Below are 22,900 nucleotides of genomic sequence, written 5' to 3'. Positions count from 1 at the left end.
ATGAGTAACGCGATTACGATGGGTATTCTTTGGCATTTGATAGGCGCAGCCAGCGCAGCCTGTTTCTATGCCCCGTTCAAACAAGTTAAACATTGGTCATGGGAAACAATGTGGTCGGTTGGCGGGATCGTCTCCTGGCTTATCCTGCCATGGACCATCAGCGCCATGTTGCTTCCCAATTTCTGGGCCTACTTCAGCTCTTTTAGCCTCTCCACGCTGGCACCGGTATTCCTGTTTGGCGCGATGTGGGGGATCGGTAATATCAACTATGGCCTGACCATGCGCTATCTCGGCATGTCGATGGGGATTGGTATTGCGATTGGTATTACCCTGATTGTCGGCACGCTGATGACCCCTATCATCAACGGTAACTTTGATGTGCTGATCAACACCAATGGCGGACGCATGACGCTACTGGGCGTATTGGTCGCGCTGATCGGCGTGGGCATTGTGACCCGCGCAGGGCAGTTGAAAGAACGTAAAATGGGCATCAAAGCAGAAGAGTTCAACCTGAAGAAGGGGCTGGTGCTGGCGGTAATGTGCGGCATTTTCTCTGCCGGGATGTCCTTTGCGATGAACGCGGCGAAACCCATGCACGATGCTGCTGCCGCGCTGGGCGTCGATCCGCTGTACGTCGCGCTGCCAAGCTATGTCGTCATCATGGGCGGCGGTGCTTTAGTCAACCTGGGCTTCTGTTTTATTCGTCTGGCAAAAGTGAAAGATCTTTCGATAAAAGCCGACTTCTCGTTAGCCAAACCGCTGATCATCACCAACGTGCTGCTGTCCGCGCTCGGTGGTCTGATGTGGTATCTACAATTCTTCTTCTACGCCTGGGGCCACGCTCGCATTCCGGCGCAGTATGATTATGTCAGCTGGATGCTGCACATGAGCTTCTATGTCCTGTGCGGTGGTATTGTTGGTCTGGTGCTGAAAGAGTGGAAAAACGCGGGCCGCCGCCCGGTCAGCGTACTGAGCCTCGGCTGCGTGGTCATTATTCTCGCGGCAAATATTGTCGGTCTGGGAATGGCCAGTTAATCATTCGGGCTGCTGAGATGACGCCACTGGCTCGGCGTCATCCCGGTTTCTCGCGTGAATACCACCGAAAAGTAATTACTGTCTTCAAAGCCGCAGCGCATAGAAATTTCACCGATCATCAGTCTGCTGTGCTTGAGCAGATACTGAGCATGGCAAACCCGCACCTGGCGGAGATACTGGTTGATGGTCATGCCGGTCTGGCTGCGAAACTGCTGACGCAAAACTCGCTCACTGCACTGTTCCTGCTCGCAGAATTTATCCAGCGCAAAGGCATGTTCATGACTCCCGGCCAACGCGGTAATCAACTTATCCAACAACGTTTCACTTGATGTCGCTGGCAGCGTATCCGTGGCATAGCGATGCCGTTTGAAATGAGTCACCAGTTGCCCAAACAGCAATTCAGCCATTTCAAAAGCCAGCGGGTCACGCTGATTACTCTCGTGTTCAAGCTGACTAATTATCTGCCGGGCCTGGGACATACCAGCGCTGCCGAGCCGCCAGTGGGGCTGTCGCGGCGAGCCGTTAAATCCTGGGATCGCGCTTTCCCAGCCGACATTCAGCGTCAGCCGTTCCGGGCAGTAAATGATATTTTGCAGGACGAGATCGTTAACTGAGGTGTAGGAGTGTTTGTCTTCGGCACGGATATAAAACAGATCGCCACGGGTTATCCGGTACGGGCGATCGTTGAGAACATGCAGGCCATTGCCGCGCCACACCATCACCAGCTCGCAAAACTCATGAGTATGTTCGGCAAACACATCCTGCGGGTAACGATCGGCCACCGCGACGGCCTGGAGGTCATTCGCAAAAAAGTCTGATTTCAGAAGGACCAGATGATTCACCATCACATCACCTCAACCTGAACGCTTGTCGGATGCGCTACGTTTATCCGGTCTACAGGGCATCCACGTAGGCCGGATAAGGCACAGCCGCCATCCGGCATAAAAGGGTATGATTATCAGCAAACGGACGGAAAAAAACGTTGATAGCTTTCGCGTTACTGGAGGCTGCTTCCAGTAATGACATCGCGCCCCTGTCTGATATCGCGCGGCGACCAGTTAAACTCCCGGCGAAACAGCGTCGAAAAATGGTTACTGTCACCAAACCCGCAGCGATAAGCGATGTCCGTCACGCTGTCATCACTGTGACGTAGCAAATGGCGGGCTTTGATAAGCCGTAGGCGGTTGAGATAGCGCTGTGGCGTCAGCCCGGTCTGTTGTTTAAGCTGGCGGTGCAGAGTACGTAAAGAGAGCGAAAACTGCTCGGCTACGGCTTCCCAGCACACTTCGTCGGCAAAGTTGTCCTCCAGCCATGCCAGTAGTTGGTTCAGTCGCGCATCATTATCTGTTGCCGCTTCCATCAGGCTACTTTTACGCAACAGTACCAACAACTGCATGAACAAGATCTCACGATTTGCCGCCGTCGGCGTATCCATTGCCTCACCAAGATTTTCCATTTGTCCCACCAGATGCCGAACCTGCTGCAGCACGCTCTGATTCACCCGCCAGTGCGATGGATATTGCCCATTCAGCTCCTGGGGCAACAACTGATTCAGCCCGGCCAAAAACTGAAACGCATCCGGGGAACGATACAGAATATTGGTCAAACACAGGTTGTCGGTATGTTCATATAAGTGTCTGTCATGATCGCGGACAAAACACACCGTTCCCCCGCTAATGGTATAAGGCTGTCCATTGAACACATGGATTCCCGTACCATGTTCAACCACTACAATTTCATGAAAATCATGATGATGCTCTGGAAAAGCAGGCTGAGGAAGCCGGGGTTCAATCGCCACGGGCGCTTTACCTGTCGGAAAAAAATCCACGCAATGCAATACGGTCATGATGACATCCACCCCGATCAAATGAACATGGCTGAATAGTAATTAAGGGTTATCACCCTCACCTTAAATTTTTGACGCCAAAGAGCGTAAACACGGTCAATTCTTCAAGAAATAGCGGGAAAGATCGGGAATTGCGAAAGGGCTCACATCAGAAGAAACCATCCCTATTAGTAGAAAATGTGAACGCTATCACGTTCACCTTTGCCATGCTGCCAGCCGCCTATTGTCGTTGTCACTAACAAGAAGGTACGCCATTTCACGGGTTCTTAGACTGAGTGCAATGAAACTCAGAAGGACCTCGCTATGACTCTTCGCCATTGTGTCGCTGTTGATCTCGGTGCATCCAGTGGACGCGTAATGTTGGCGCGTTACGACAGTGAACACCGTACCCTGACACTGCGTGAAATCCACCGCTTTGTTAACTGCCTGCAAAAAACAGACGGTTTTGACACCTGGGACATCGACAGCCTGGAAAACGACATTCGCCTCGGTCTGCAGAAAGTCTGCGATCAAGGCATTCGGATCGACAGCATCGGCATTGATACCTGGGGCGTGGATTATGTCCTGATCGATAAAAACGGTCAGCGTGTCGGATTGCCAGTCTCTTATCGCGATAGCCGCACCAACGGCATTATGTCGCGGGCCATGACGCAGCCAGGTAAAAGTGAAATCTATCGCCGTAGCGGCATTCAGTTTCTGCCCTTTAATACCCTGTATCAGCTCCGCGCGCTGATCGAGCAGCAACCAAAACTGATCCCCCAGGTAGCGCATGCCCTGCTGATCCCCGATTACTTCAGCTATCGCCTGACCGGAGAAATGAACTGGGAATATACCAACGCCACCACCACCCAATTAGTCAATATTAACACCGACGACTGGGACGAAACCCTGCTGGCCTGGAGTGGTGCCGACAAAGCGTGGTTTGGCCGCCCCACACATCCGGGGAACATAATTGGTCACTGGATTTGCCCACAGAAAAATCAAATCCCGGTGGTTGCTGTCGCCAGCCACGACACCGCCAGTGCGGTGATCGCTTCACCGCTGGCCGATAAACACAGCGCATACCTCTCTTCAGGCACCTGGTCACTGATGGGTTTTGAAAGCCGAACCCCATATGCCAACGATGCGGCACTGGCGGCGAATATCACCAACGAAGGCGGCGCGGAAGGACGCTACCGCGTGCTGAAAAACATCATGGGGCTGTGGCTACTCCAGCGCGTGTTAAAAGAGCGGCAGATAACCGACCTACCTGCGCTTATCGCCCAAACCCAGGCGCTGCCGGCCTGCCAGTTTCTGATTAACCCCAACGACGAGCGCTTTATCAATCCTGACGACATGAGCGCGGAAATTCAGGCAGCATGCCGGGAATCTGGCCTGCCTGTGCCAATGCAAGATGCCGAACTGGCGCGCTGTATTTTCGACAGTCTGGCGTTGCTGTACGCCGATATCCTGCAGGAACTGGCTGAGCTTCGCGGCGAAGCATTTCACCAACTGCACATCGTCGGTGGTGGGTGCCAGAACGCATTACTCAACCAACTTTGCGCGGATGCCTGCGGTATTCGCGTCATATCCGGGCCTATTGAGGCCTCCACGCTCGGCAATATTGGCGTCCAGTTGATGACGCTGGATGAGCTAAACAACGTCGATGATTTCCGCCAGGTGGTACGCGCTAACTACGACCTGACAACCTTCATCCCCAATCCTGAAAGTGAAATTGCCCGCCACAAAGCGCAGTTTCAACCATTACGACAGACAAAGGAGCTTTGCGCATGACCACTCAACTTGAACAAGCCTGGGAACTGGCAAAACTGCGTTTCGCAGCGGTAGGTATTGATGTCGAGGAAGCATTACGCCAGCTCGATCGTCTGCCGGTCTCCATGCACTGCTGGCAGGGCGACGACGTAGCCGGATTCGAAAACCCGGAAGGTTCGCTCACGGGTGGAATTCAGGCAACCGGTAACTATCCGGGCAAAGCGCGTAACGCCAGCGAACTGCGTGCCGATCTGGAGCAGGCGCTCAGTCTGATACCGGGGCCTAAACGACTGAATCTGCATGCCATTTATCTGGAATCAGAGACACCGGTTGCCCGTGACCAAATCAAACCTGAACACTTCAAAAACTGGGTGGAATGGGCAAAAGTGAACCGCTTAGGGCTGGATTTCAACCCATCTTGCTTCTCACACCCGCTGAGTGCCGACGGTTTCACGCTGGCGCACGCCGACGACCATATCCGCCAGTTCTGGATTGACCACTGTAAAGCCAGCCGCCGCGTTTCTGCGTATTTCGGCGAGCAACTGGGTACGCCGTCGGTGATGAACATCTGGATCCCCGATGGCATGAAAGACATCACTGTTGACCGTTTAGCGCCGCGCCAGCGTCTGCTGGAAGCGCTGGATGACGTGATCAGCGAGAAGTTCGACCCGGCGCACCATATTGATGCCGTCGAGAGCAAGCTATTTGGTATCGGCGCTGAAAGCTACACCGTCGGCTCTAACGAGTTCTATATGGGTTATGCCACCAGCCGCCAGACAGCATTGTGCCTGGATGCAGGTCACTTCCATCCGACTGAAGTCATTTCCGACAAGATCTCCGCAGCCATGCTGTACGTGCCGCGCCTGCTGCTGCATGTCAGCCGTCCTGTTCGTTGGGACAGCGACCACGTGGTGCTGCTGGATGATGAAACTCAGGCGATTGCCAGTGAGATCGTGCGCCACAACCTGTTCGACCGCGTACACATTGGCCTCGACTTCTTCGACGCCTCAATCAATCGCATTGCCGCATGGGTTATCGGTACCCGCAACATGAAAAAAGCCCTGTTACGTGCACTGTTAGAGCCAACCGAACAGTTACGTCAGCTCGAAGCCAGCGGCGACTACACCGCCCGTCTGGCCCTGCTGGAAGAGCAAAAATCGCTGCCGTGGCAGGCCGTCTGGGAGATGTACTGCCAGCGTCACGACACCCCAGCCGGTAGCCAGTGGCTGGAAAGTGTGCGCGCTTATGAAAAAGAGATTCTGAGCAAACGTAGCTAAGCGTGACGCCAGGCTTGTAGGCCGGATAAGACGCCCTGCGTCGCCATCCGGCAGTGAATGAAACACGATTGCCGGATGGCGCTGCGCTTATCCGGCCAGCGTAAGACCCGATAACGTTCGGGCAATAAACAGGAACACCGACATGCATAACATTACCACGTCCTGGTTCGTCCAGGGGATGATCAAAGCGACTTCTGATGCCTGGCTGAAAGGCTGGGATGAGCGCAACGGCGGTAACCTGACGTTACGTCTTGATGAAGCAGATATTGCGCCATTTAGCGCCGATTTCCACGAAAAACCGCGCTATATTGCGCTGAGTCAGCCTATGCCGATGCTGGCGAACACATCGTTTATCGTCACGGGTTCCGGCAAGTTCTTCCGTAATGTTCAGCTCGATCCGGCGGCAAATTTAGGCGTAGTGAAAATTGACAGTGACGGCGCGGGTTATCACATCCTGTGGGGTCTGACCCACGAAGCCGTGCCGACCTCAGAACTGCCGGCCCACTTCCTCTCTCACTGTGAACGCATTAAAGCCACCAATGGCAAAGACCGCGTAATCATGCACTGCCACGCCACCAATCTGATCGCCCTGACCTACGTCCTGGAAAACAACACGGCACTGATTACCCGTAAGCTGTGGGAAGGCAGCACTGAATGTCTGGTCGTGTTCCCGGATGGCGTCGGCATTCTACCGTGGATGGTACCGGGTACCGATGAGATCGGTCAGGCGACCGCGCAGGAAATGCAGCAACACTCGCTGGTACTGTGGCCGTTCCACGGCGTATTCGGCAGTGGGCCAACGCTCGACGAAGCGTTCGGCTTGATCGACACCGCAGAAAAATCCGCTGAGGTGTTAGTCAAAATTTATTCGATGGGCGGTATGAAGCAGACCATCACACGTGAAGAGCTGATCGCACTCGGCAAACGTTTTGGTGTGACCCCGCTGACCAGTGCCATAGAGCTGTACTGATACCTCCCCACTCAACGCCGGATGCGGCTTCGCCTTATCCGGCCTACAGGATTTTATTGTTAAGGAGAATAGTGATGAGCTTTATGTTGGCACTACCAAAAATCAGTCTGCATGGCGCAGGGGCAATCCGCGATATGGTGAGCCTTGTGGCGAACAAACAATGGGGCAAAGCGCTGATCGTCACCGATGGCCAACTGGTGAAGCTGGGTTTGCTGGATAGCCTGTTTGCCGCGCTGGATGAACATCAGATGTCTTACCACCTGTTTGATGAGGTGTTCCCGAACCCGACAGAGGAGCTGGTGCAGCAGGGTTTTGCAGCATATCAGGCCGCAGAATGTGACTACATTATCGCATTCGGCGGTGGCAGCCCGATCGATACCGCTAAGGCAGTGAAGATCCTGACCGCTAACCCGGGTCCCTCCACGGCGTACTCCGGGGTGGGAAAAGTGAAAAATGCGGGCGTACCGCTGGTTGCCATTAACACCACCGCAGGTACGGCGGCGGAAATGACCAGCAATGCAGTCATTATTGATTCCGCGCGTAAGGTCAAAGAGGTCATTATCGACCCGAACATCATTCCGGATATCGCCGTGGATGATGCCAGCGTAATGCTGGAAATCCCGGCCTCCGTCACCGCCGCAACCGGTATGGATGCCCTGACCCACGCCATTGAAGCCTATGTCTCCGTCGGCGCACATCCATTGACCGATGCCAACGCGTTAGAAGCGATTCGCCTGATTAATCTGTGGTTGCCAAAAGCTGTCGACGATGGGCATAACCTTGATGCCCGTGAGCAAATGGCGTTTGGTCAGTATCTCGCGGGCATGGCGTTCAACAGTGCCGGTCTTGGCCTGGTGCATGCGCTGGCGCACCAGCCGGGCGCGACACACAACCTGCCGCACGGCGTTTGCAATGCCATCCTGCTGCCAATAATCGAGAATTTTAATCGCCCCAACGCCGTGGCACGCTTTGCCCGCGTGGCGCAGGCAATGGGTGTCGATACCCGCGACATGACCGATGAGGCAGCAAGTATGGAAGCCATCAACGCGATCCGCGCATTGAGCAAACGCGTAGGTATTCCTGTCGGCTTTAGTTCGCTTGGGGTAACCAAAGAAGATATCGAAGGTTGGCTGGACAAAGCATTGGCCGATCCGTGTGCGCCTTGTAACCCACGCACAGCCAGCCGCGATGAAGTCCGCGAGCTGTATCTGGAGGCGTTATGATCCGCAAAGCCTTTGTGATGCAGGTGAATGCCGATGCGCACGTTGAGTATCAACGTCGGCATAACCCGATCTGGCCCGAGCTGGAAGCAGTGCTGAAAGCCCACGGCGCACATCACTACGCGATTTATCTCGATGAGACGCGCAACCTGCTGTTTGCCACAGTCGAGATCGAGTCCGAAGCGCGCTGGAATGCCGTCGCCGAGACTGAGGTTTGCCAGCGCTGGTGGAAGTATATGCGTGACGTAATGCCCACCAATGCAGACAACAGCCCGGTCAGCTCAGCGCTAAAAGACGTATTTTATCTGCTGTAAGTTATATGCCCGGTGGCGCAAGCTTACCGGGCATACAGTTTTATTTTTTGTAGGTCGGATAAGCGATAGCGCCATCCGACAATTCAATTTTGCTCAGTCTTGTAGGCCGGATAAGGCGCTAACGCGCCGCATCCGGCACAACGCAACATAACAGTTAGTTCTGCTCAGAAACCAGAATCGCCTGGGTATCCGGCTCCAGTGCTTTAAAGATATGGGCTTGATCGGCGGGATAACAGATATAGTCTCCCTCACCCAACGCTTCCGGTGCCTCAGTCAACCCGACCAGCGCCTTCCCCTGCGTCACAATAATATGCTCCACCGATCCCGGTGGATGTGGCTGTGAAATGCGGTCTGCACCGGGTTGCGTCAGCAGCAGGTAGATATCCCGTCGAGCGCCTGGAGGGCAAGCGGCCAATAAAATCGCCTGATAATGGGCCTGTTCCGCCACCACTTTTGTCCCCTCACCGCGGCGAATCACCTGCGTTTTTTGCTCCTGCGGTTCCAGTAATCGGGCAAAGGGGATATCCAGCGCCACACACAGTGACCACAGCGTTTCCAGGCTAGGATTTCCATTACCGGCTTCCAACTGGGAAAGCGTAGATTTTGCAATCCCCGCACGACGTGCAATCTCTGCCAACGACAAACCGGTACGCTGACGTTCGCGCACCAGACTTTTGGCAATCATACTGATGGGTTGGGTCATATTCGACTCTGTGTTTTTTATATCGAACGAATCGTTCGACTTGTAAAGCAATTCTGTTCCGTTCATTATAATGGAAATTCGTTCGATATGGCTAAAACAGTATGAAACATTATTTCTCCAGCCTCAAAGGCGACACGATAAAAGCAATTTTTTTAGTGTGCCTGGCCGTCGGTGTGGTGGGCATGTCCTACGGCTCGCTGGCAATGGCTTACGGCTTCCCAATTTGGGTGCCCTTTGTACTCTCGATTACCGTGCTGGCCGGGGCTTCTGAATTTATGTTCATCGGTATTATCGCCAGCGGCGGAAATCCGTTGGCGGCAGCGGCGGCCGGGTTACTGGTGAATGCCCGACATGTGCCGTTTGGCGTTACGGTACGCGATCTGGTCGGTACTCGCGCCGCCAGCTTTCTCGGCTGCCATATCATGAACGATGAAAGCGTGGTGTTCGGCCTGTCGCAGAAAACACCGGAACAACGTAAAGCTGCCTACTGGTTATGCGGTCTGGGCGTCGCCATTTTCTGGCCAATTGGCACACTGATCGGTGCCGGTGTCGGTAAGCTGCTCCCGGCACCTGAAACCATTGGGTTGGATGCCGTTTTCCCTGCCATTCTGTTGGCCTTAGTGGTTCCGGCCTTTAAAAACCGCACCACGCTCATCCGTGCCTGTAGCGGGGCCGCATTGTCACTCGCGTCCGTACCTTTCGCACCGGTAGGCTTGCCGGTACTGCTCTCACTGTTTGGCTTACTGGCGAGGAAAAAATAATGGGTAATATGACGCTGTTTATCGTCGGGATTGCCGTGCTGTCTTTGGGTACATATTTAATGCGCTTAGGGGGAGCAAAACTGGGAGGGCGTTTAGCCTTTTCTGAACGTTCACAGGCGTTGCTTTCTGATGCTGCAACGGTATTACTGTTCTCCGTCGCGCTGGCAACCACCTTTTATGAAGGCGAACACTTTGCCGGCATGGCGCGCGTACTCGGTGTGGGTTTTGCGGTCTTTCTCGCCTGGCGCAAGACGCCATTGATTGTGGTGATTATCGCTGCAGCAGTGGTAACCGCACTGCTGAGAATGGCGGGTATAAACTAAAAAAGCGCCTCTGGGGCGCTCTTTCTACCGTACTGAGATAACTTATTTCAGCAGTTCAGCGGTCATATGCACACGGTTACCGGTGTAAGCCTGAGTGATTTTATAATCGCTGGCACCCGCACGTTCAGCCTGAGCGGCAATTTTAGCTTCAGCGCTTTCCAGTGTGGAGCCGGTCGCTGTAACAGTCTGGGCAGCGAAAGAACCGAAAGAAGTAGCGAGAGCGATAACTGCGACAAAAGTTTTGATGCTTTTCATGATATAAACCCTTTCACTTAGTTGTTTGAGTAAGGCACTGTGCCTTGATGTGATAAATAGTAGCCTTCATATCACACAACTAAAAGCGGAAGGATTTGCCAGTCTTATTCAAATTATTTGAGAGATAAGATGTCACATAATCGGGAATCACAGTGGCTTGCAGGCAGCCGAAGAAAAACGCAACCGGCGGGAAGTTGGTTACTGCGTCAGGGTGAACCGCAAAGTAAAATTCATCTTTTACATCATGGCGTTGCACGTGCGGTGTATCACGCAGACAGCGGCGTTGAAAGGGTTAAAGAGTTCTACTTTGCCGGGGAGTACTGCTTTCTGTACCTGAACTGGCTAACCAACACGCCTGCTGATTACAGTCTGCAAATGATCGCCGCTGGTGAGACCACTGAAATCCCCTTGGCGTTGCTGGATGCGCAGGAAAATCAGGATATTAAGACCCAGCTACTGGTCCAGCAGTTGATCTACAAAGAGAAAAAAGAACAAATGCTGCTGCTCAATACCCCAGAACAGCGCTACCAGTATGTACAAACACACTTCCCGGACTGGGAGTCGCAACTCACTCAGCGCGATCTCGCCAACTATATCGGCATTACCCCCGTTAGCCTGTCTCGTATTCGCCAGCGTCTTAACAAAGGTTAACGCCTTACGCTGATGCGTCGATTATTGTCCCGTCACTCTTTCATAGATGGCGACCACAATGAACGCATTTCTTCTCTCTCAGATGCTGGCTGGCATCAGCTTCTTACTGGATATTTCCGCTTTTCATTTTCAGCGCCGGGCTATCACTTTATCTCTGCTCACCAGCTCCACTTCCCTGTTGGCTATCCATTTCTATCTTTTGGATCAACACGCTGCGGCTGGGTTAATGATCATTGCCGCATGCCGCTACGCGACGGCCATCGTCACGTTTCACCGCTGGGCGATGTGGGGATTTATGCTGGGATCGCTGCTGTGTAGCGTTTATCTTTGGCAAAATCTGTCGAGTATTTTGCCGCTGATGGGAAGCCTGCTGATGACCTTTGCGTCGTTTCAAAAACACAGCGGAAAACTACGGAGTTACACATTGTGCGGTAGCCTGTGTTGGCTACTGAACAATGTGATTGTCGGCTCGCCAGTTGCCGTAATCATGGAGCTGGCATTTTCAGGCAGCATTCTGGCCGCCTGGTGGCGTCACAGCGCGATCAGACGTTGCGGATGGGTGTAGATCGTCGCCCTGCCAGGTTTGCAAAAACCCACCAACGTCAGGTTACAACGTTCGGCAACTTCCACGGCAAGCGTCGTGGCGGCAGAGACAGCAAACAGGATCTCCACGCCACACATCGCCGACTTTTGCACCATCTCGTAGCTGGCGCGGCTGGAAACTAGCACCGCGCCCTGTTGCCAGCTTTCCCCTTCCACTGCGCGTCGTCCCAGCAGTTTATCCAGCGCAACGTGGCGACCCACGTCTTCATGGCCCCCCGTCAAATGGCCTGATGGCTGTACCCAGGCCGCAGCGTGCGTACAGCCTGTGAGCTGTCCCACGGGCTGATAATCGTGCAAATGCCGTAATGCGGTATCGAGGTTCGCCAGGTTAAATGTCTGGGTAAACGGCAGAGGCTGGACCGGTTTGCCAATGTCATTGAGCTGCTCCACGCCACAAACGCCGCAACCGGTACGTCCGGCCAGCGCGCGACGACGCTCCTTCAGCCCCATAAAACGACGGCTGGACAGTTCAACCTGGACTTCCAATCCATTGCAGGAAGGCACCACATCCATGCCAAAAATATCCTGCGGGGATTCAATAATGCCTTCAGACAGCGAAAAACCCATCGCAAAGTGCTCAAGATCTTTCGGTGATGCCATCATCACCACGTGCGAAATTCCGTTGTAAACCAACGCAACGGGCACTTCTTCAGCGACTTCATCTGGCTGAGGATGTTGCAAATCCTCACGCTTCCAGAGGGTCAACTGACGCGATCCTGCACAATTCATCACATTTTTGACTTCTTCTTGATGGATTTTATTCACTTTCTTTTAACCATATTGGAACACACATACCAACATTGTGGTATTCTTTACAAACCCCTCCTGGACGGAGGGAAATTCACCCAATTCTGGACCTTTGCGGTCCCGTCCGCAAAGAAAAATAACAACCACTTCCCTCGCGTTCGCGTTAAAGAAAAGCGAAGGGAATGTGACAATGTCGAAACAAGGAGCGAACCATGCAGGTCAGCAGAAGGCAGTTCTTTAAGATCTGCGCTGGCGGTATGGCAGGCACCACGGCAGCGGCACTGGGCTTTGCGCCCGGCGTAGCGCTCGCGGAAACACGGCAATATAAATTGCTGCGCACCCGCGAAACCCGTAACACCTGCACTTACTGTTCCGTTGGCTGTGGACTGTTGATGTACAGCCTCGGTGACGGCGCAAAAAATGCCAAAGCATCCATCTTCCATATCGAAGGGGACCCGGATCACCCGGTCAACCGTGGCGCGCTCTGCCCTAAAGGGGCCGGTCTGGTGGATTTCATCCACTCCGAAAGCCGCCTGAAATTCCCGGAATACCGCGCACCAGGCTCTGATAAGTGGCAACAAATTAGCTGGGATGAGGCATTTGACCGCATCGCGAAGCTAATGAAAGAAGACCGCGACGCTAACTACGTTGCGCAGAACGCTGAAGGCGTGACCGTTAACCGCTGGCTTTCCACCGGGATGTTGTGTGCTTCCGCGTCCAGTAACGAAACCGGCTATTTAACACAAAAATTCTCCCGCGCGCTGGGTATGCTCGCGGTCGACAACCAGGCACGCGTCTGACACGGACCAACGGTAGCAAGTCTTGCTCCAACATTTGGTCGCGGTGCGATGACCAACCACTGGGTCGACATTAAAAACGCCAACCTCGTTGTGGTGATGGGCGGTAACGCCGCTGAAGCTCACCCGGTCGGGTTCCGCTGGGCGATGGAGGCCAAAATTCACAACGGCGCGAAGCTGATTGTGATCGATCCTCGCTTTACGCGAACCGCAGCGGTGGCTGATTTCTATGCTCCTATTCGCTCTGGTACTGACATTGCCTTCCTGTCAGGCGTCTTGCTGTACCTGCTAAATAACGAAAAATTCAACCGCGAATACACCGAAGCCTACACCAACGCCAGTCTGATCGTGCGTGAGGATTATGGCTTCGAAGATGGCCTGTTCACGGGCTATGACGCGGATAAACGCAAGTATGACAAAACCAGCTGGAACTACGAGCTGGATGAAAAAGGCTTCGCTAAACGCGATGTTACGCTGCAACACCCGCGCTGCGTGTGGAATCTGCTGAAACAGCACGTTTCCCGCTACACGCCGGACGTGGTGGAAAACATCTGCGGTACGCCGAAGGCTGATTTCCTGAAAGTCTGTGAGTACATCGCAGAAACCAGCGTAAAAGATAAAACCGCGTCGTTCCTGTACGCCCTGGGCTGGACACAACACTCCGTGGGCGCGCAGAACATCCGCACCATGGCGATGATCCAGTTGCTGCTTGGCAACATGGGGATGGCAGGCGGTGGCGTTAACGCCCTGCGCGGTCACTCCAACATTCAGGGTCTGACTGACTTAGGCCTGTTGTCACAAAGCCTGCCAGGCTACATGACGCTGCCAAGCGAGAAACAAACTGACCTGCAAACCTATCTTGCCGCCAACACGCCAAAACCGTTGCTGGAAGGCCAGGTGAACTACTGGGGCAACTACCCGAAATTCTTCGTTTCGATGATGAAAGCCTTCTTTGGCGATAAGGCGACAGCGGAAAACAGCTGGGGCTTTGACTGGCTGCCGAAGTGGGATAAAGGGTACGACGTGCTGCAGTACTTCGAGATGATGAACCAGGGCAAAGTAAATGGTTATATCTGCCAGGGCTTTAACCCGGTCGCGTCATTCCCGAACAAAAACAAGGTTGTGGCTTCACTGTCTAAACTGAAGTTCCTGGTGACCATCGATCCGCTCAATACCGAGACGTCCACCTTCTGGCAGAACCACGGTGAGTCGAACGATGTTGATCCGTCGAAAATCCAGACTGAAGTATTCCGCCTGCCATCCACCTGCTTTGCCGAAGAGAACGGTTCTATCGTGAACTCCGGTCGCTGGTTGCAGTGGCACTGGAAAGGCGCGGATGCCCCAGGGATTGCCGTTACCGATGGTGAAATCCTCGCCGGTATCTTCCTGCGTCTGCGTAAGATGTACGCCGAACAAGGTGGTGCGAACCCGGAACAGGTGCTGAGCATGACCTGGAACTACTCCACCCCGCACGAACCGGCTTCGGAAGAAGTGGCGATGGAGAGTAACGGTAAAGCGCTGGCCGATATTACCGATCCGGCAACTGGCGCGGTTATCGTGAAGAAAGGCCAACAGCTGAGCTCGTTCGCCCAACTGCGTGACGATGGTACCACCTCCAGCGGTTGCTGGATTTTCGCCGGCAGCTGGACGCCGGAAGGCAACCAGATGGCCCGTCGCGATAACGCCGACCCGTCAGGTCTTGGCAATACGCTGGGCTGGGCATGGGCATGGCCGCTCAACCGACGCATTCTGTATAACCGCGCCTCCGCTGACCCACAGGGGAATCCGTGGGATCCAAAACGTCAGATCCTGAAATGGGACGGGGCGAAATGGAGCGGAATGGATATTCCGGACTACAGCGCTGCCGCACCGGGCAGCAACGTTGGGCCATTCATCATGCAACCTGAAGGGATGGGACGTCTGTTTGCTATCGATAAGATGGCGGAAGGTCCGTTCCCGGAACACTACGAGCCGTTTGAAACGCCGCTGGGAACTAACCCGCTGCACCCGAACGTTATCTCTAACCCTGCCGCCCGTATCTTTAAAGGCGACGAAGAAGCACTGGGTAAAGCAGATAAGTTCCCGTACGTCGGAACAACCTATCGTCTGACCGAACACTTCCACTACTGGACCAAACATGCGTTGCTTAACGCCATCGCACAGCCGGAACAGTTTGTGGAAATTGGCGAGAAACTGGCAAATAAGCTGGGCATCTCCCACGGCGATACCGTCAAAGTCTCCTCTAACCGCGGCTACATTAAAGCCAAAGCAGTGGTGACCAAACGTATTCGCACGTTGAAGGCAAACGGTAAGGATATCGACACTATCGGTATTCCTATTCACTGGGGCTACGAAGGCGTAGCTAAAAAAGGCTTTATCGCCAACACGTTAACGCCATTCGTCGGTGATGCGAACACGCAAACACCGGAATTTAAGTCCTTCCTCGTGAACGTGGAAAAGGTGTAACGGAGACGACCTATGGCTTATCAATCGCAAGACATCATTCGTCGTTCCGCCACTAACGGTTTCACTCCCGCGCCTCAGGCGCGGGACCACCAGGAAGAGGTGGCGAAGCTTATCGACGTCACCACCTGTATCGGCTGTAAAGCGTGTCAGGTGGCGTGTTCGGAGTGGAACGACATCCGTGATGAGGTGGGTAACAACGTTGGGGTGTACGACAACCCGGCTGATTTGACCGCCAAATCCTGGACGGTGATGCGCTTCTCGGAAGTGGAACAAGACGACAAACTCGAATGGCTTATCCGTAAGGATGGCTGTATGCACTGTGCCGATCCGGGCTGTCTGAAAGCATGCCCGGCTGAAGGGGCAATCATTCAGTATGCCAACGGTATCGTCGACTTCCAGTCCGAGCAGTGTATCGGCTGCGGCTATTGTATTGCAGGCTGCCCGTTCGACGTACCGCGCCTCAACCCGGAAGACAACCGCGTCTATAAATGTACGCTGTGTGTTGACCGCGTGGTGGTGGGCCAGGAACCGGCCTGTGTAAAAACTTGCCCAACCGGAGCCATTCATTTCGGCACCAAAGAGTCGATGAAAACGCTGGCGGGCGAGCGTGTCGCGGAGCTGAAAACACGTGGTTACGAAAATGCGGGTCTGTACGATCCGGCAGGCGTTGGCGGTACGCACGTGATGTATGTACTGCACCATGCTGACAAGCCGAACCTGTATCACGGCTTGCCAGAGAACCCGGAAATCAGCGCCACCGTCAAATTCTGGAAAGGCATCTGGAAACCCCTCGCAGCGGTCGGCTTTGCAGCGACATTTGCGGCCAGTATCTTCCACTACGTCGGTGTAGGCCCAAACCGTGCGGAAGAGGAAGAAGACAATCTGCATGAAAAAGACGACGAGGTGCGCAAATGAAACGACGTGACACCATCGTGCGCTACACGGCGCCGGAACGCATCAACCACTGGGTAACCGCCTTCTGCTTCATTCTGGCGGCGGTGAGCGGGATGGGTTTTCTCTTCCCGTCGTTTAACTGGCTGATGCACATCATGGGCACTCCGCAACTGGCGCGAATTGTGCACCCGTTTGTCGGCGTGATTATGTTTGCCTCGTTTATCATCATGTTTTTCCGATACTGGCACCACAATCTAATCAATCGGGATGATATCTTTTGGGCGAAGAATATTCGTAAGATTGTCGTCAACGAGGAAGTAGGTGACACGGGACGTTATAACTTCGGCCAGAAATGCGTATTCTGGGCGGCGATTATCTTCCTGGTCCTGTTGCTGGTGAGCGGAGTGGTCATCTGGCGTCCATATTTTGCGCCTGCTTTCTCAATCCCGGTGATCCGATTCGCGTTAATGCTGCATTCATTTGCCGCAGTAGCGTTAATTGTGGTTATCATGGTGCACATTTACGCCGCCCTTTGGGTGAAAGGCACCATTACCGCGATGGTGGAAGGATGGGTTACCAGTTCATGGGCGAAGAAACATCACCCACGCTGGTACCGTGAAGTCCGAAAGACAACGGAAAAGAAAACTGAATGAGTATTCGCATAATCCCGCAAGATGAGCTGGGTTCGAGCGAGAAACGCACGGCGGATATGATTCCGCCGTTGTTATTCCCCAGACTCAAAAATTTGTATAACCGCCGCGCCGAACGTCTGCGCGAGCTGGCCGAGAACAACCCGCTGGGTGATTATCTGCGCTTTGCCGCGCTGATCGCCCACGCGCAGGAAGTGGTGCTGTATGACCATCCGCTGCAGATAGATCTGACCGCTCGCATCAAAGAAGCGAACGATCAGGGTAAACCACCGCTGGATATCCACGTCCTGCCGCGCGATAAACACTGGCAAAAACTGCTGCAGTCGTTAATTGCAGAGCTGAAGCCAGAAATGAGCGGCCCTGCACTGGCGGTGATCGAAAATCTGGAAAAAGCCTCAGAGCAGGAACTTGAGCTGATGGCCAGCGCGCTGTTTGCCTCTGATTTTGCCTCTGTCAGCAGCGACAAAGCACCGTTCATCTGGGCGGCCTTGTCGCTCTACTGGGCGCAGATGGCAAGTCTGATCCCTGGCAAAGCACGTGCGGAGTACGGTGAACAACGCCAGTACTGCCCGGTATGTGGTTCAATGCCTGTTTCCAGCATGGTGCAAATTGGCACTACTCAGGGGCTGCGCTATCTGCACTGCAACCTGTGTGAAACCGAGTGGCACGTCGTGCGCGTGAAATGCAGCAACTGCGAACAGAGCCGTGATTTGAACTACTGGTCACTGGATAACGAGCAAGCGGCAATTAAAGCAGAAAGCTGCGGCGACTGTGGTACTTACCTGAAGATTCTCTATCAGGAAAAAGACCCGAAAGTAGAAGCTGTTGCTGACGATCTTGCTTCACTGATGCTGGACGCGCACATGGAACAAGAGGGCTTTGCCCGCAGCTCCATCAACCCGTTCCTGTTCCCGGGTGAAGGGGAGTAAGTACTCCGCACCACCGGGCGGCGTAAGTCGCCCGGGTTATAACGTATATGGCGTGACCACGCCTGATATGCCTGCAAAATCCTTGGTATTACGCGTAACCAGTGTAAGACGATGAATCTGCGCAGTGGCCAAAATAATGGCATCCGGCAATTTCATCCCATGCTCCTGCCTGATACTCACGCTTCGTTCAGCAATATCCTGTGAAACGCCGATCACGTTAAAAGCGCCTAGCGCAACGCGAGTACGGGCTTCCTGATGGTATTTTTTTGCGCCCACCATCACCTCCATCCATGTAATGAGGCTGATTGCGTTCTGTGGCGACCATGTTTCTATCGCTAGTTTTGCTTCATTTCTCCCGCTAAACAGGTCGATGAGGATATTGGTATCAAAAAGCGCTAATCCTTTGACCATTACCATTCCTCACGAAGTTTACGCTGGTATTCAACACCATCTTCCTCACAGCCTTGCCACAGCCCAAGAGCACGTGAAATAGCTGTTTCAGCCTGATCCTGCCTTTCAAGATATTGTTCAACGGCCTCCCGTAAGAGTTCTGCTCGCGGCAGGTTGCGCTGAACCTTGAGGTCATCAAGGCGTTTAATCACCTCATCTGATAAATCGAGTAAAATTCTGCCCATATCCATTCCAGCCATCATACTCACATATACCTCCAGTATATCATTGACGATTAATTTCCACACAACATACACGTGAGAAAAGCGGGAAAATAGCCTTCACACTAACGATTTTTACTTTTGCGAGCCACTTTCCAGAATCATACATCCCCCTACTTTTCCGATTTTCATCCGTGGTAATCCAGGTTATAAAGCTGTATATCCATACAGATAAGAGAAATAATAAATGGCACTGGAAAGCGGGATTGCACAGCGGGTTGAGGCGTTTATTGCGGCGGGGCGTCCTTCTGCACGCGAGCAGAATATTGATGACCGGAGGGCTGGCTACATCGCCAGTACGGTACTGGCCGGAGAAACAGAATCCCGCGTGCAAGTTGAAGATATTGAACTCGAAACCATGACGTTTCGCGTTGTTTCGCCACGGGGCGCCATGGGAAACCTACCCTGCGTGATTTATTATCACGGCGGCTGCTTTGTCAGCGGTGGATTCGCTACACATGATAACCAGCTAAGGCAACTCGCCTGGTACAGCGGCTGTCGGGTCATTGCGGTACAATATCGCCTCGCACCAGAGCATACTTTCCCAGCAGCACACGACGATGCCGAAAAAGGCGCTAACATCATTTGGAAGTATGCAGAGAAACTGGGTGTCGATCGCACGCGCATCACGCTCGCTGGCGACAGCGCTGGCGGACATCTGGCGTTCGTTTGCGCCTTGCGCCTGAAAGCCGCACAGCAATGGCAACCTGCACAACTCGTGCTGATTTATCCCATGCTCGACGCAACCGCCGGATTTGAGAGCTACACCCGCAATGGGCAGGATTACATCATCACACGTGACACACTGCTGTCTGGTTACGAGATGTATATGCCACAGACTGACCTATACCATCCGGAAGTCAGCCCGCTGTGGCGCGACGATTTCAACGGGTTACCGCCGACCCACATCATTACCGCTGAATTTGACCCACTGTGCGATGAAGGAGAAGCCCTGTATCACAGGCTTCAGAAGCAAGCCGTGGACTGCACCTGCCAGCGCTATCTCGGCGTCATCCACGGATTTTTTCAGTTAGGAGGCGTAAGCCAGACGGCACGAAACGCAATGCGCGACGTGGCCTGGCGAGTTGCAACACACGAGTAAAACGCGAATCGGGTAGCGTGAAGAGTAGGGATTTCCTCCTACTCTTCTTCATTCCCACCTTCGACGTAAGGACCAAACGGCTTCGCAGGCAATACGATATACGTGCCTTCAAACACCACGCCCGCCGTATCGTCACCAAAAAGCTCCACCTGCATCTGCACACGTGCCTTGCGGCCTCTTGCCAAACGGTCAAGATCGCCACTCAATGAGCCCAGATCGGCGATAGCAGTAGGCTTCCCGGTGATCGGCTTGCTGTAGCGGATATGTGCATCGGCGAGGATAATCGTTCCTCCCAGATGACGCTCACGCAACATCAGCCAGATAAGCCCCCAACCGGTAAGCGTTGCCAGCGAGAACAGGCTTCCGGCAAACAGGGTGTGGTGCGGATTCTGGTTCCCTGTCTCGGGCATCGTGGTAATAAATTTCTGCCCGGTATATTGCTGAATACGCACGCCCATTTTCTCGCTTAACGGAATATGTTCGTACCAGGCCTGCTGTAGTTGCCCACACCAGTCACCACGATGAAGAATATCGTCCAGCGTCGCAATGGGCTTAATCATCAGGAAGTGGCGGACCGGTGTGGTTTGCGGCGTGGTGATTTCCCCCTGGCTTACAAACCCCAGCTTGGCGAAAAATTCCACCGCATCCTCACGAGCGCTACAGGTGACGCGCTTCACCCCTTCCTGGCGTGCCACGGATTCAAGGGTCATCGCCATCAGTGTTCCGAGCCCCTTTTCTTGCACCGAGGGGTCAACAGCCATAAAGCGTATGGAGGCTTCGTTATCCGCATTGATATACAGACGCCCTACCGCGACCAAATTACCTTCTTCGTCCACCACCATCTGATGGTGTGCCATTGCGTCCCAGGCATCCCGTTCGGAGCCTTTTGGCTGGTGCAGGGGTTTACGCAGCATTTCCCAGCGAAACTGGTAGTAACGCTCCAATTCTTCTTCTGTTTGCGGTACTCGAAGGTGATACATAGTTGTATTCTCTCTTGTTACCCGCGACCACGCCGGAAGCTGGTTCATACTTGTAACCAGAACGTCACGGGGCCATCATTAACCAGCGAAACCTGCATATCAGCAGCGAACCGCCCGGTTTGCGTGTTCATCTCCTGTTGGCGGCAGCGCTCTACAAAATATGTGTAAAGCGCCTCTGCCCGATCGGGTGCTGCGCCTTTTGAAAAACCAGGGCGCATGCCGCGTTCGGTATCAGCCGCCAATGTAAACTGTGAAACCACCAGCACGCTGCCACCTGACTGCTGCACATTCAGGTTCATTTTGCCTTCGGCATCGCTAAAGATTCGATAGCCGAGTACGCGTTCGCACAGGCGGTTCGCTTTCTGTTCGTCATCATCCCTTTCGACACCTAACAGGACCAAAAGTCCTGGGCCAATTTCACCCGTCACCTCACCCTCCACGGTGACGCTGGCACGGGTTACGCGCTGAATTAATGCAATCATGGTTGCTCTGCTTCTTCTTGTTCTGCGGCTTGTTTAAGTTTGCGGTATTCCCCGAGAGTGACAGTTATTTCCGCGCCTAGCAAGACGATACACCACGTCCAGTAAACCCAGACGAATAAAATAGGGATCACCGCCAGGACACCGTAAATGAGCTGATAAGACGGGAACATCGTGATATAGAGTGCAAATCCTTTCTTTCCGGCTTCGAACAGCACAGCAGCAACAAAGGCACCGATTACCGCATCACGATTGGGAACTCGCGTGGTGGGCACAATGCTGTAAAGCAGCCAGAACGACAGCCAGGAAAGAACCAACGGGAAAATACGCAGTACGTTATCAATCACCGTGTTGAGATCGCTGGCCCAGCGCAACGACAGCAAATAAGAACTGATTGCCAGGCTGGCTCCCGCCAGCAGCGGTCCCAGCGTTAATATCATCCAGTAAACGGCAAAAGAGTACACTTTGGGCCGCGTGCGCTTACTGCGCCAGATGGTATTCAACGCGCTATCGATGGCATACATCAGCAATAAGGCGGTTACAATCAGCCCACATGCCCCAACAGCAGTCATTTTGTTCGAGTTTGCGACAAACTGTTCGATATACCGCTGGATGACATCGCCAGTCGCCGGAATAAAGTTAGCGAAAATGAAATGACGGAGTTGAATGCTAACATCGGAAAACATCGGAAATGCAGCGAAAAGAGCAAAAACAACGGCGATAAGCGGCACTAATGAGAGCAATGAAACGTAGGCAAGATTTCCTGCCAGCGTTGTCATATGGTCCTCATCAATGCGCTGCCATAGTAGCTTCAGCCAGGCCCATACAGGACGCGTATGATGCCTGGCTTTTTGATGCAAAAATTTTAGCATAACAACTTCGCGAAATAGTCAGGGATGGTCGTTTTATCGACGACCTGGATACTGGTGATCCCTAACTGGTTAGCCCCTTCAATATTATCGGCGTTGTCATCAAAAAAGACCGCATCGTGCGCAGAAAAACCTTCTGACTGCAGAACGTGCTGGTAAATCCGTGCTTCCGGTTTACGCATGCCCAGTTCCTGAGAAAGATAAATGTGATCGGCTGCCTGACGGATTTCGGGATACTCATCCGGCCAAAACGTTGTGTGCAGGCGGTTAGTATTCGATAACACAACGACACGATGCCCTTGCTCGCGCAGCTTATGCATGATGTCGATAACTTCGGGGCGTAATGCGACAAAAACGGCCTGCCAACCGTGGGAGAATTGCTCATAACTCAAAGGCAACGCCATGTCATGACACAGCGCCTCGGCGAAGGCCTCATCAGTTATTTCGCCTCGCTCATGCTGGCGAAAAGCTTCCCCCATCGTGAAACTTTGCTTTAGTGAAGCCAACGGTACACGGCTCAAATCGCTCCATGTGCCTAACACGCGATTGAAGTCGATATCGACAATCACATTACCCAAATCAAAGATATAGAGCATGTCCTTCTCC

26 protein-coding genes are annotated in these 22,900 nt (G+C 53.5%); 15 read left to right on the top strand and 11 right to left on the bottom strand.

The features are described from left to right. Entirely contained in the window at positions 1-1,035 is a 1,035-nt protein-coding gene (gene rhaT / locus NNO02_RS05830; protein WP_137381447.1) for an L-rhamnose/proton symporter RhaT, read from the top strand. Here rhaT and rhaR read toward each other — a convergent pair. Both rhaR and rhaS read right to left on the bottom strand, forming a co-directional pair. Further along, positions 1,032-1,880 (bottom strand): HTH-type transcriptional activator RhaR, encoded by an 849-nt coding sequence (rhaR, locus tag NNO02_RS05825; protein ID WP_271454385.1) that lies wholly within the window; start codon positions 1,878-1,880, stop codon positions 1,032-1,034. The two genes, rhaT and rhaR, sit on opposite strands and share 4 nt — an antisense overlap. Before the next feature lie 152 nt (positions 1,881-2,032). Further along, positions 2,033-2,881 (bottom strand): HTH-type transcriptional activator RhaS, encoded by an 849-nt coding sequence (rhaS, locus tag NNO02_RS05820; RefSeq protein WP_048214016.1) that lies wholly within the window; start codon positions 2,879-2,881, stop codon positions 2,033-2,035. Positions 2,882-3,184: 303 nt separating this feature from the next. Between rhaS and rhaB the strand changes: the two genes are divergently transcribed. From rhaB to rhaM, 5 genes are all read left to right on the top strand, one after another. Next, positions 3,185-4,654 (top strand): rhamnulokinase, encoded by a 1,470-nt coding sequence (rhaB, locus tag NNO02_RS05815; RefSeq protein WP_271454384.1) that lies wholly within the window; start codon positions 3,185-3,187, stop codon positions 4,652-4,654. Next, on the top strand, positions 4,651-5,910 hold the full coding sequence (gene rhaA, locus NNO02_RS05810) for an L-rhamnose isomerase (RefSeq protein WP_271454383.1): 1,260 nt from the start codon (positions 4,651-4,653) through the stop codon (positions 5,908-5,910). Before rhaB ends, rhaA begins: the two co-directional genes overlap by 4 nt. A 142-nt stretch (positions 5,911-6,052) precedes the next feature. After that, positions 6,053-6,880 (top strand): rhamnulose-1-phosphate aldolase, encoded by an 828-nt coding sequence (gene rhaD, locus NNO02_RS05805; RefSeq protein ID WP_271454382.1) that lies wholly within the window; start codon positions 6,053-6,055, stop codon positions 6,878-6,880. Between the two features lie 74 nt (positions 6,881-6,954). Continuing rightward, positions 6,955-8,103, top strand: coding sequence for a lactaldehyde reductase (gene fucO / locus NNO02_RS05800; protein ID WP_271441473.1), 1,149 nt, complete (start codon positions 6,955-6,957; stop codon positions 8,101-8,103). Then, on the top strand, positions 8,100-8,414 hold the full coding sequence (rhaM, locus tag NNO02_RS05795; protein ID WP_271449562.1) for an L-rhamnose mutarotase: 315 nt from the start codon (positions 8,100-8,102) through the stop codon (positions 8,412-8,414). The genes fucO and rhaM overlap by 4 nt, the downstream gene beginning before the upstream one ends. A gap of 154 nt (positions 8,415-8,568) precedes the next feature. Here rhaM and NNO02_RS05790 read toward each other — a convergent pair whose 3' ends face one another. Beyond that, the gene (locus NNO02_RS05790; RefSeq protein WP_271449561.1) at positions 8,569-9,117 is read right to left on the bottom strand and encodes a helix-turn-helix domain-containing protein; all 549 of its coding nucleotides are present in this window, start codon (positions 9,115-9,117) and stop codon (positions 8,569-8,571) included. Positions 9,118-9,218: 101 nt separating this feature from the next. On the opposite strand from NNO02_RS05790, the gene NNO02_RS05785 reads away from it, so the two are divergent. Together NNO02_RS05785 and NNO02_RS05780 are read left to right on the top strand one after the other, a co-directional pair. Beyond that, the gene (locus NNO02_RS05785; protein ID WP_271441470.1) at positions 9,219-9,878 is read left to right on the top strand and encodes an AzlC family ABC transporter permease; all 660 of its coding nucleotides are present in this window, start codon (positions 9,219-9,221) and stop codon (positions 9,876-9,878) included. Continuing rightward, a complete protein-coding gene (locus NNO02_RS05780) occupies positions 9,878-10,201 on the top strand; it encodes an AzlD domain-containing protein (protein ID WP_137381438.1) in 324 nt (107 codons plus the stop codon). Before NNO02_RS05785 ends, NNO02_RS05780 begins: the two co-directional genes overlap by 1 nt. Positions 10,202-10,243: 42 nt before the next feature. On the opposite strand, the gene NNO02_RS05775 is transcribed toward NNO02_RS05780, so the two are convergent. Further along, positions 10,244-10,456 (bottom strand): DUF1471 domain-containing protein, encoded by a 213-nt coding sequence (locus tag NNO02_RS05775; RefSeq protein WP_003825262.1) that lies wholly within the window; start codon positions 10,454-10,456, stop codon positions 10,244-10,246. Positions 10,457-10,585: 129 nt separating this feature from the next. Between NNO02_RS05775 and NNO02_RS05770 the strand changes: the two genes are divergently transcribed. Both NNO02_RS05770 and NNO02_RS05765 read left to right on the top strand, forming a co-directional pair. Further along, entirely contained in the window at positions 10,586-11,107 is a 522-nt protein-coding gene (locus tag NNO02_RS05770; RefSeq protein ID WP_271454381.1) for a Crp/Fnr family transcriptional regulator, read from the top strand. Between the two features lie 58 nt (positions 11,108-11,165). Then, a complete protein-coding gene (locus NNO02_RS05765; protein WP_271454380.1) occupies positions 11,166-11,672 on the top strand; it encodes a YgjV family protein in 507 nt (168 codons plus the stop codon). On the opposite strand, the gene fdhD is transcribed toward NNO02_RS05765, so the two are convergent. Then, positions 11,639-12,439 carry a formate dehydrogenase accessory sulfurtransferase FdhD gene (gene fdhD, locus NNO02_RS05760; RefSeq protein ID WP_442867891.1) on the bottom strand — a complete coding sequence of 267 codons (801 nt, stop codon included), beginning with the start codon at positions 12,437-12,439 and terminating at the stop codon, positions 11,639-11,641. The genes NNO02_RS05765 and fdhD overlap by 34 nt on opposite strands. Positions 12,440-12,669: 230 nt before the next feature. Between fdhD and fdnG the strand changes: the two genes are divergently transcribed. From fdnG to fdhE, 4 genes are read left to right on the top strand one after another with little or no spacing between them, the layout of a single operon-like run. Further along, positions 12,670-15,720: a formate dehydrogenase-N subunit alpha gene (fdnG, locus tag NNO02_RS05755; protein ID WP_158654566.1), complete on the top strand. Its 3,051-nt coding sequence runs from the start codon at positions 12,670-12,672 to the stop codon at positions 15,718-15,720. A 12-nt stretch (positions 15,721-15,732) separates the two neighbouring features. Further along, positions 15,733-16,635, top strand: a complete 903-nt coding sequence (fdoH, locus tag NNO02_RS05750) for a formate dehydrogenase O subunit beta (protein ID WP_202037268.1) — start codon at positions 15,733-15,735, stop codon at positions 16,633-16,635. Beyond that, positions 16,632-17,267 (top strand): formate dehydrogenase cytochrome b556 subunit, encoded by a 636-nt coding sequence (fdoI, locus tag NNO02_RS05745; protein ID WP_137381433.1) that lies wholly within the window; start codon positions 16,632-16,634, stop codon positions 17,265-17,267. The genes fdoH and fdoI overlap by 4 nt, the downstream gene beginning before the upstream one ends. Next, entirely contained in the window at positions 17,264-18,193 is a 930-nt protein-coding gene (fdhE, locus tag NNO02_RS05740) for a formate dehydrogenase accessory protein FdhE (RefSeq protein WP_271441465.1), read from the top strand. The genes fdoI and fdhE overlap by 4 nt, the downstream gene beginning before the upstream one ends. A 36-nt stretch (positions 18,194-18,229) precedes the next feature. Here fdhE and NNO02_RS05735 read toward each other — a convergent pair whose 3' ends face one another. Next, positions 18,230-18,604, bottom strand: coding sequence for a type II toxin-antitoxin system VapC family toxin (locus tag NNO02_RS05735; RefSeq protein WP_271441464.1), 375 nt, complete (start codon positions 18,602-18,604; stop codon positions 18,230-18,232). Beyond that, positions 18,604-18,846: a CopG family transcriptional regulator gene (locus NNO02_RS05730; RefSeq protein ID WP_003825279.1), complete on the bottom strand. Its 243-nt coding sequence runs from the start codon at positions 18,844-18,846 to the stop codon at positions 18,604-18,606. Before NNO02_RS05730 ends, NNO02_RS05735 begins: the two co-directional genes overlap by 1 nt. Positions 18,847-19,051: 205 nt before the next feature. On the opposite strand from NNO02_RS05730, the gene NNO02_RS05725 reads away from it, so the two are divergent. Then, positions 19,052-19,966, top strand: a complete 915-nt coding sequence (locus tag NNO02_RS05725; RefSeq protein WP_271454378.1) for an alpha/beta hydrolase — start codon at positions 19,052-19,054, stop codon at positions 19,964-19,966. 38 nt (positions 19,967-20,004) lie between these two features. Here NNO02_RS05725 and fabY read toward each other — a convergent pair whose 3' ends face one another. Genes fabY through yihX form a run of 4 tightly spaced genes read right to left on the bottom strand, consistent with a single transcriptional unit; the run spans position 20,005 to position 22,890 of the window. After that, positions 20,005-20,946, bottom strand: a complete 942-nt coding sequence (fabY, locus tag NNO02_RS05720) for a fatty acid biosynthesis protein FabY (protein WP_170974333.1) — start codon at positions 20,944-20,946, stop codon at positions 20,005-20,007. 44 nt (positions 20,947-20,990) lie between these two features. Then, a complete protein-coding gene (gene dtd / locus NNO02_RS05715; protein ID WP_137381428.1) occupies positions 20,991-21,428 on the bottom strand; it encodes a D-aminoacyl-tRNA deacylase in 438 nt (145 codons plus the stop codon). Then, positions 21,425-22,297, bottom strand: a complete 873-nt coding sequence (locus tag NNO02_RS05710) for a virulence factor BrkB family protein (RefSeq protein WP_137381427.1) — start codon at positions 22,295-22,297, stop codon at positions 21,425-21,427. Before NNO02_RS05710 ends, dtd begins: the two co-directional genes overlap by 4 nt. Next, the gene (yihX, locus tag NNO02_RS05705; RefSeq protein ID WP_137381426.1) at positions 22,291-22,890 is read right to left on the bottom strand and encodes a glucose-1-phosphatase; all 600 of its coding nucleotides are present in this window, start codon (positions 22,888-22,890) and stop codon (positions 22,291-22,293) included. The genes NNO02_RS05710 and yihX overlap by 7 nt, the downstream gene beginning before the upstream one ends. Positions 22,891-22,900: the final 10 nt, after the last annotated feature.

This window comes from Citrobacter sp. Awk 2 (assembly GCF_028069815.1).
Taxonomy (GTDB): Bacteria; Pseudomonadota; Gammaproteobacteria; order Enterobacterales; family Enterobacteriaceae; genus Citrobacter.
Note: the sequence above shows the minus strand (reverse complement) of the source record. Positions and strands in the feature narration are given on the sequence as shown.

What these genes read in the sequence shown, in the direction of transcription:
- rhaT (WP_137381447.1), top strand. Translation starts at nt 1, where the DNA reads ATGAGTAACGCGATTACGATGGGTATTCTTTGGCATTTGATAGGCGCA.
- rhaR (WP_271454385.1), bottom strand. Translation starts at nt 1,880, where the DNA reads ATGGTGAATCATCTGGTCCTTCTGAAATCAGACTTTTTTGCGAATGAC.
- rhaS (WP_048214016.1), bottom strand. Translation starts at nt 2,881, where the DNA reads ATGACCGTATTGCATTGCGTGGATTTTTTTCCGACAGGTAAAGCGCCC.
- rhaB (WP_271454384.1), top strand. Translation starts at nt 3,185, where the DNA reads ATGACTCTTCGCCATTGTGTCGCTGTTGATCTCGGTGCATCCAGTGGA.
- rhaA (WP_271454383.1), top strand. Translation starts at nt 4,651, where the DNA reads ATGACCACTCAACTTGAACAAGCCTGGGAACTGGCAAAACTGCGTTTC.
- rhaD (WP_271454382.1), top strand. Translation starts at nt 6,053, where the DNA reads ATGCATAACATTACCACGTCCTGGTTCGTCCAGGGGATGATCAAAGCG.
- fucO (WP_271441473.1), top strand. Translation starts at nt 6,955, where the DNA reads ATGAGCTTTATGTTGGCACTACCAAAAATCAGTCTGCATGGCGCAGGG.
- rhaM (WP_271449562.1), top strand. Translation starts at nt 8,100, where the DNA reads ATGATCCGCAAAGCCTTTGTGATGCAGGTGAATGCCGATGCGCACGTT.
- NNO02_RS05790 (WP_271449561.1), bottom strand. Translation starts at nt 9,117, where the DNA reads ATGACCCAACCCATCAGTATGATTGCCAAAAGTCTGGTGCGCGAACGT.
- NNO02_RS05785 (WP_271441470.1), top strand. Translation starts at nt 9,219, where the DNA reads ATGAAACATTATTTCTCCAGCCTCAAAGGCGACACGATAAAAGCAATT.
- NNO02_RS05780 (WP_137381438.1), top strand. Translation starts at nt 9,878, where the DNA reads ATGGGTAATATGACGCTGTTTATCGTCGGGATTGCCGTGCTGTCTTTG.
- NNO02_RS05775 (WP_003825262.1), bottom strand. Translation starts at nt 10,456, where the DNA reads ATGAAAAGCATCAAAACTTTTGTCGCAGTTATCGCTCTCGCTACTTCT.
- NNO02_RS05770 (WP_271454381.1), top strand. Translation starts at nt 10,586, where the DNA reads ATGTCACATAATCGGGAATCACAGTGGCTTGCAGGCAGCCGAAGAAAA.
- NNO02_RS05765 (WP_271454380.1), top strand. Translation starts at nt 11,166, where the DNA reads ATGAACGCATTTCTTCTCTCTCAGATGCTGGCTGGCATCAGCTTCTTA.
- fdhD (WP_442867891.1), bottom strand. Translation starts at nt 12,439, where the DNA reads ATGAATTGTGCAGGATCGCGTCAGTTGACCCTCTGGAAGCGTGAGGAT.
- fdoH (WP_202037268.1), top strand. Translation starts at nt 15,733, where the DNA reads ATGGCTTATCAATCGCAAGACATCATTCGTCGTTCCGCCACTAACGGT.
- fdoI (WP_137381433.1), top strand. Translation starts at nt 16,632, where the DNA reads ATGAAACGACGTGACACCATCGTGCGCTACACGGCGCCGGAACGCATC.
- fdhE (WP_271441465.1), top strand. Translation starts at nt 17,264, where the DNA reads ATGAGTATTCGCATAATCCCGCAAGATGAGCTGGGTTCGAGCGAGAAA.
- NNO02_RS05735 (WP_271441464.1), bottom strand. Translation starts at nt 18,604, where the DNA reads ATGGTCAAAGGATTAGCGCTTTTTGATACCAATATCCTCATCGACCTG.
- NNO02_RS05730 (WP_003825279.1), bottom strand. Translation starts at nt 18,846, where the DNA reads ATGATGGCTGGAATGGATATGGGCAGAATTTTACTCGATTTATCAGAT.
- NNO02_RS05725 (WP_271454378.1), top strand. Translation starts at nt 19,052, where the DNA reads ATGGCACTGGAAAGCGGGATTGCACAGCGGGTTGAGGCGTTTATTGCG.
- fabY (WP_170974333.1), bottom strand. Translation starts at nt 20,946, where the DNA reads ATGTATCACCTTCGAGTACCGCAAACAGAAGAAGAATTGGAGCGTTAC.
- dtd (WP_137381428.1), bottom strand. Translation starts at nt 21,428, where the DNA reads ATGATTGCATTAATTCAGCGCGTAACCCGTGCCAGCGTCACCGTGGAG.
- NNO02_RS05710 (WP_137381427.1), bottom strand. Translation starts at nt 22,297, where the DNA reads ATGCTAAAATTTTTGCATCAAAAAGCCAGGCATCATACGCGTCCTGTA.
- yihX (WP_137381426.1), bottom strand. Translation starts at nt 22,890, where the DNA reads ATGCTCTATATCTTTGATTTGGGTAATGTGATTGTCGATATCGACTTC.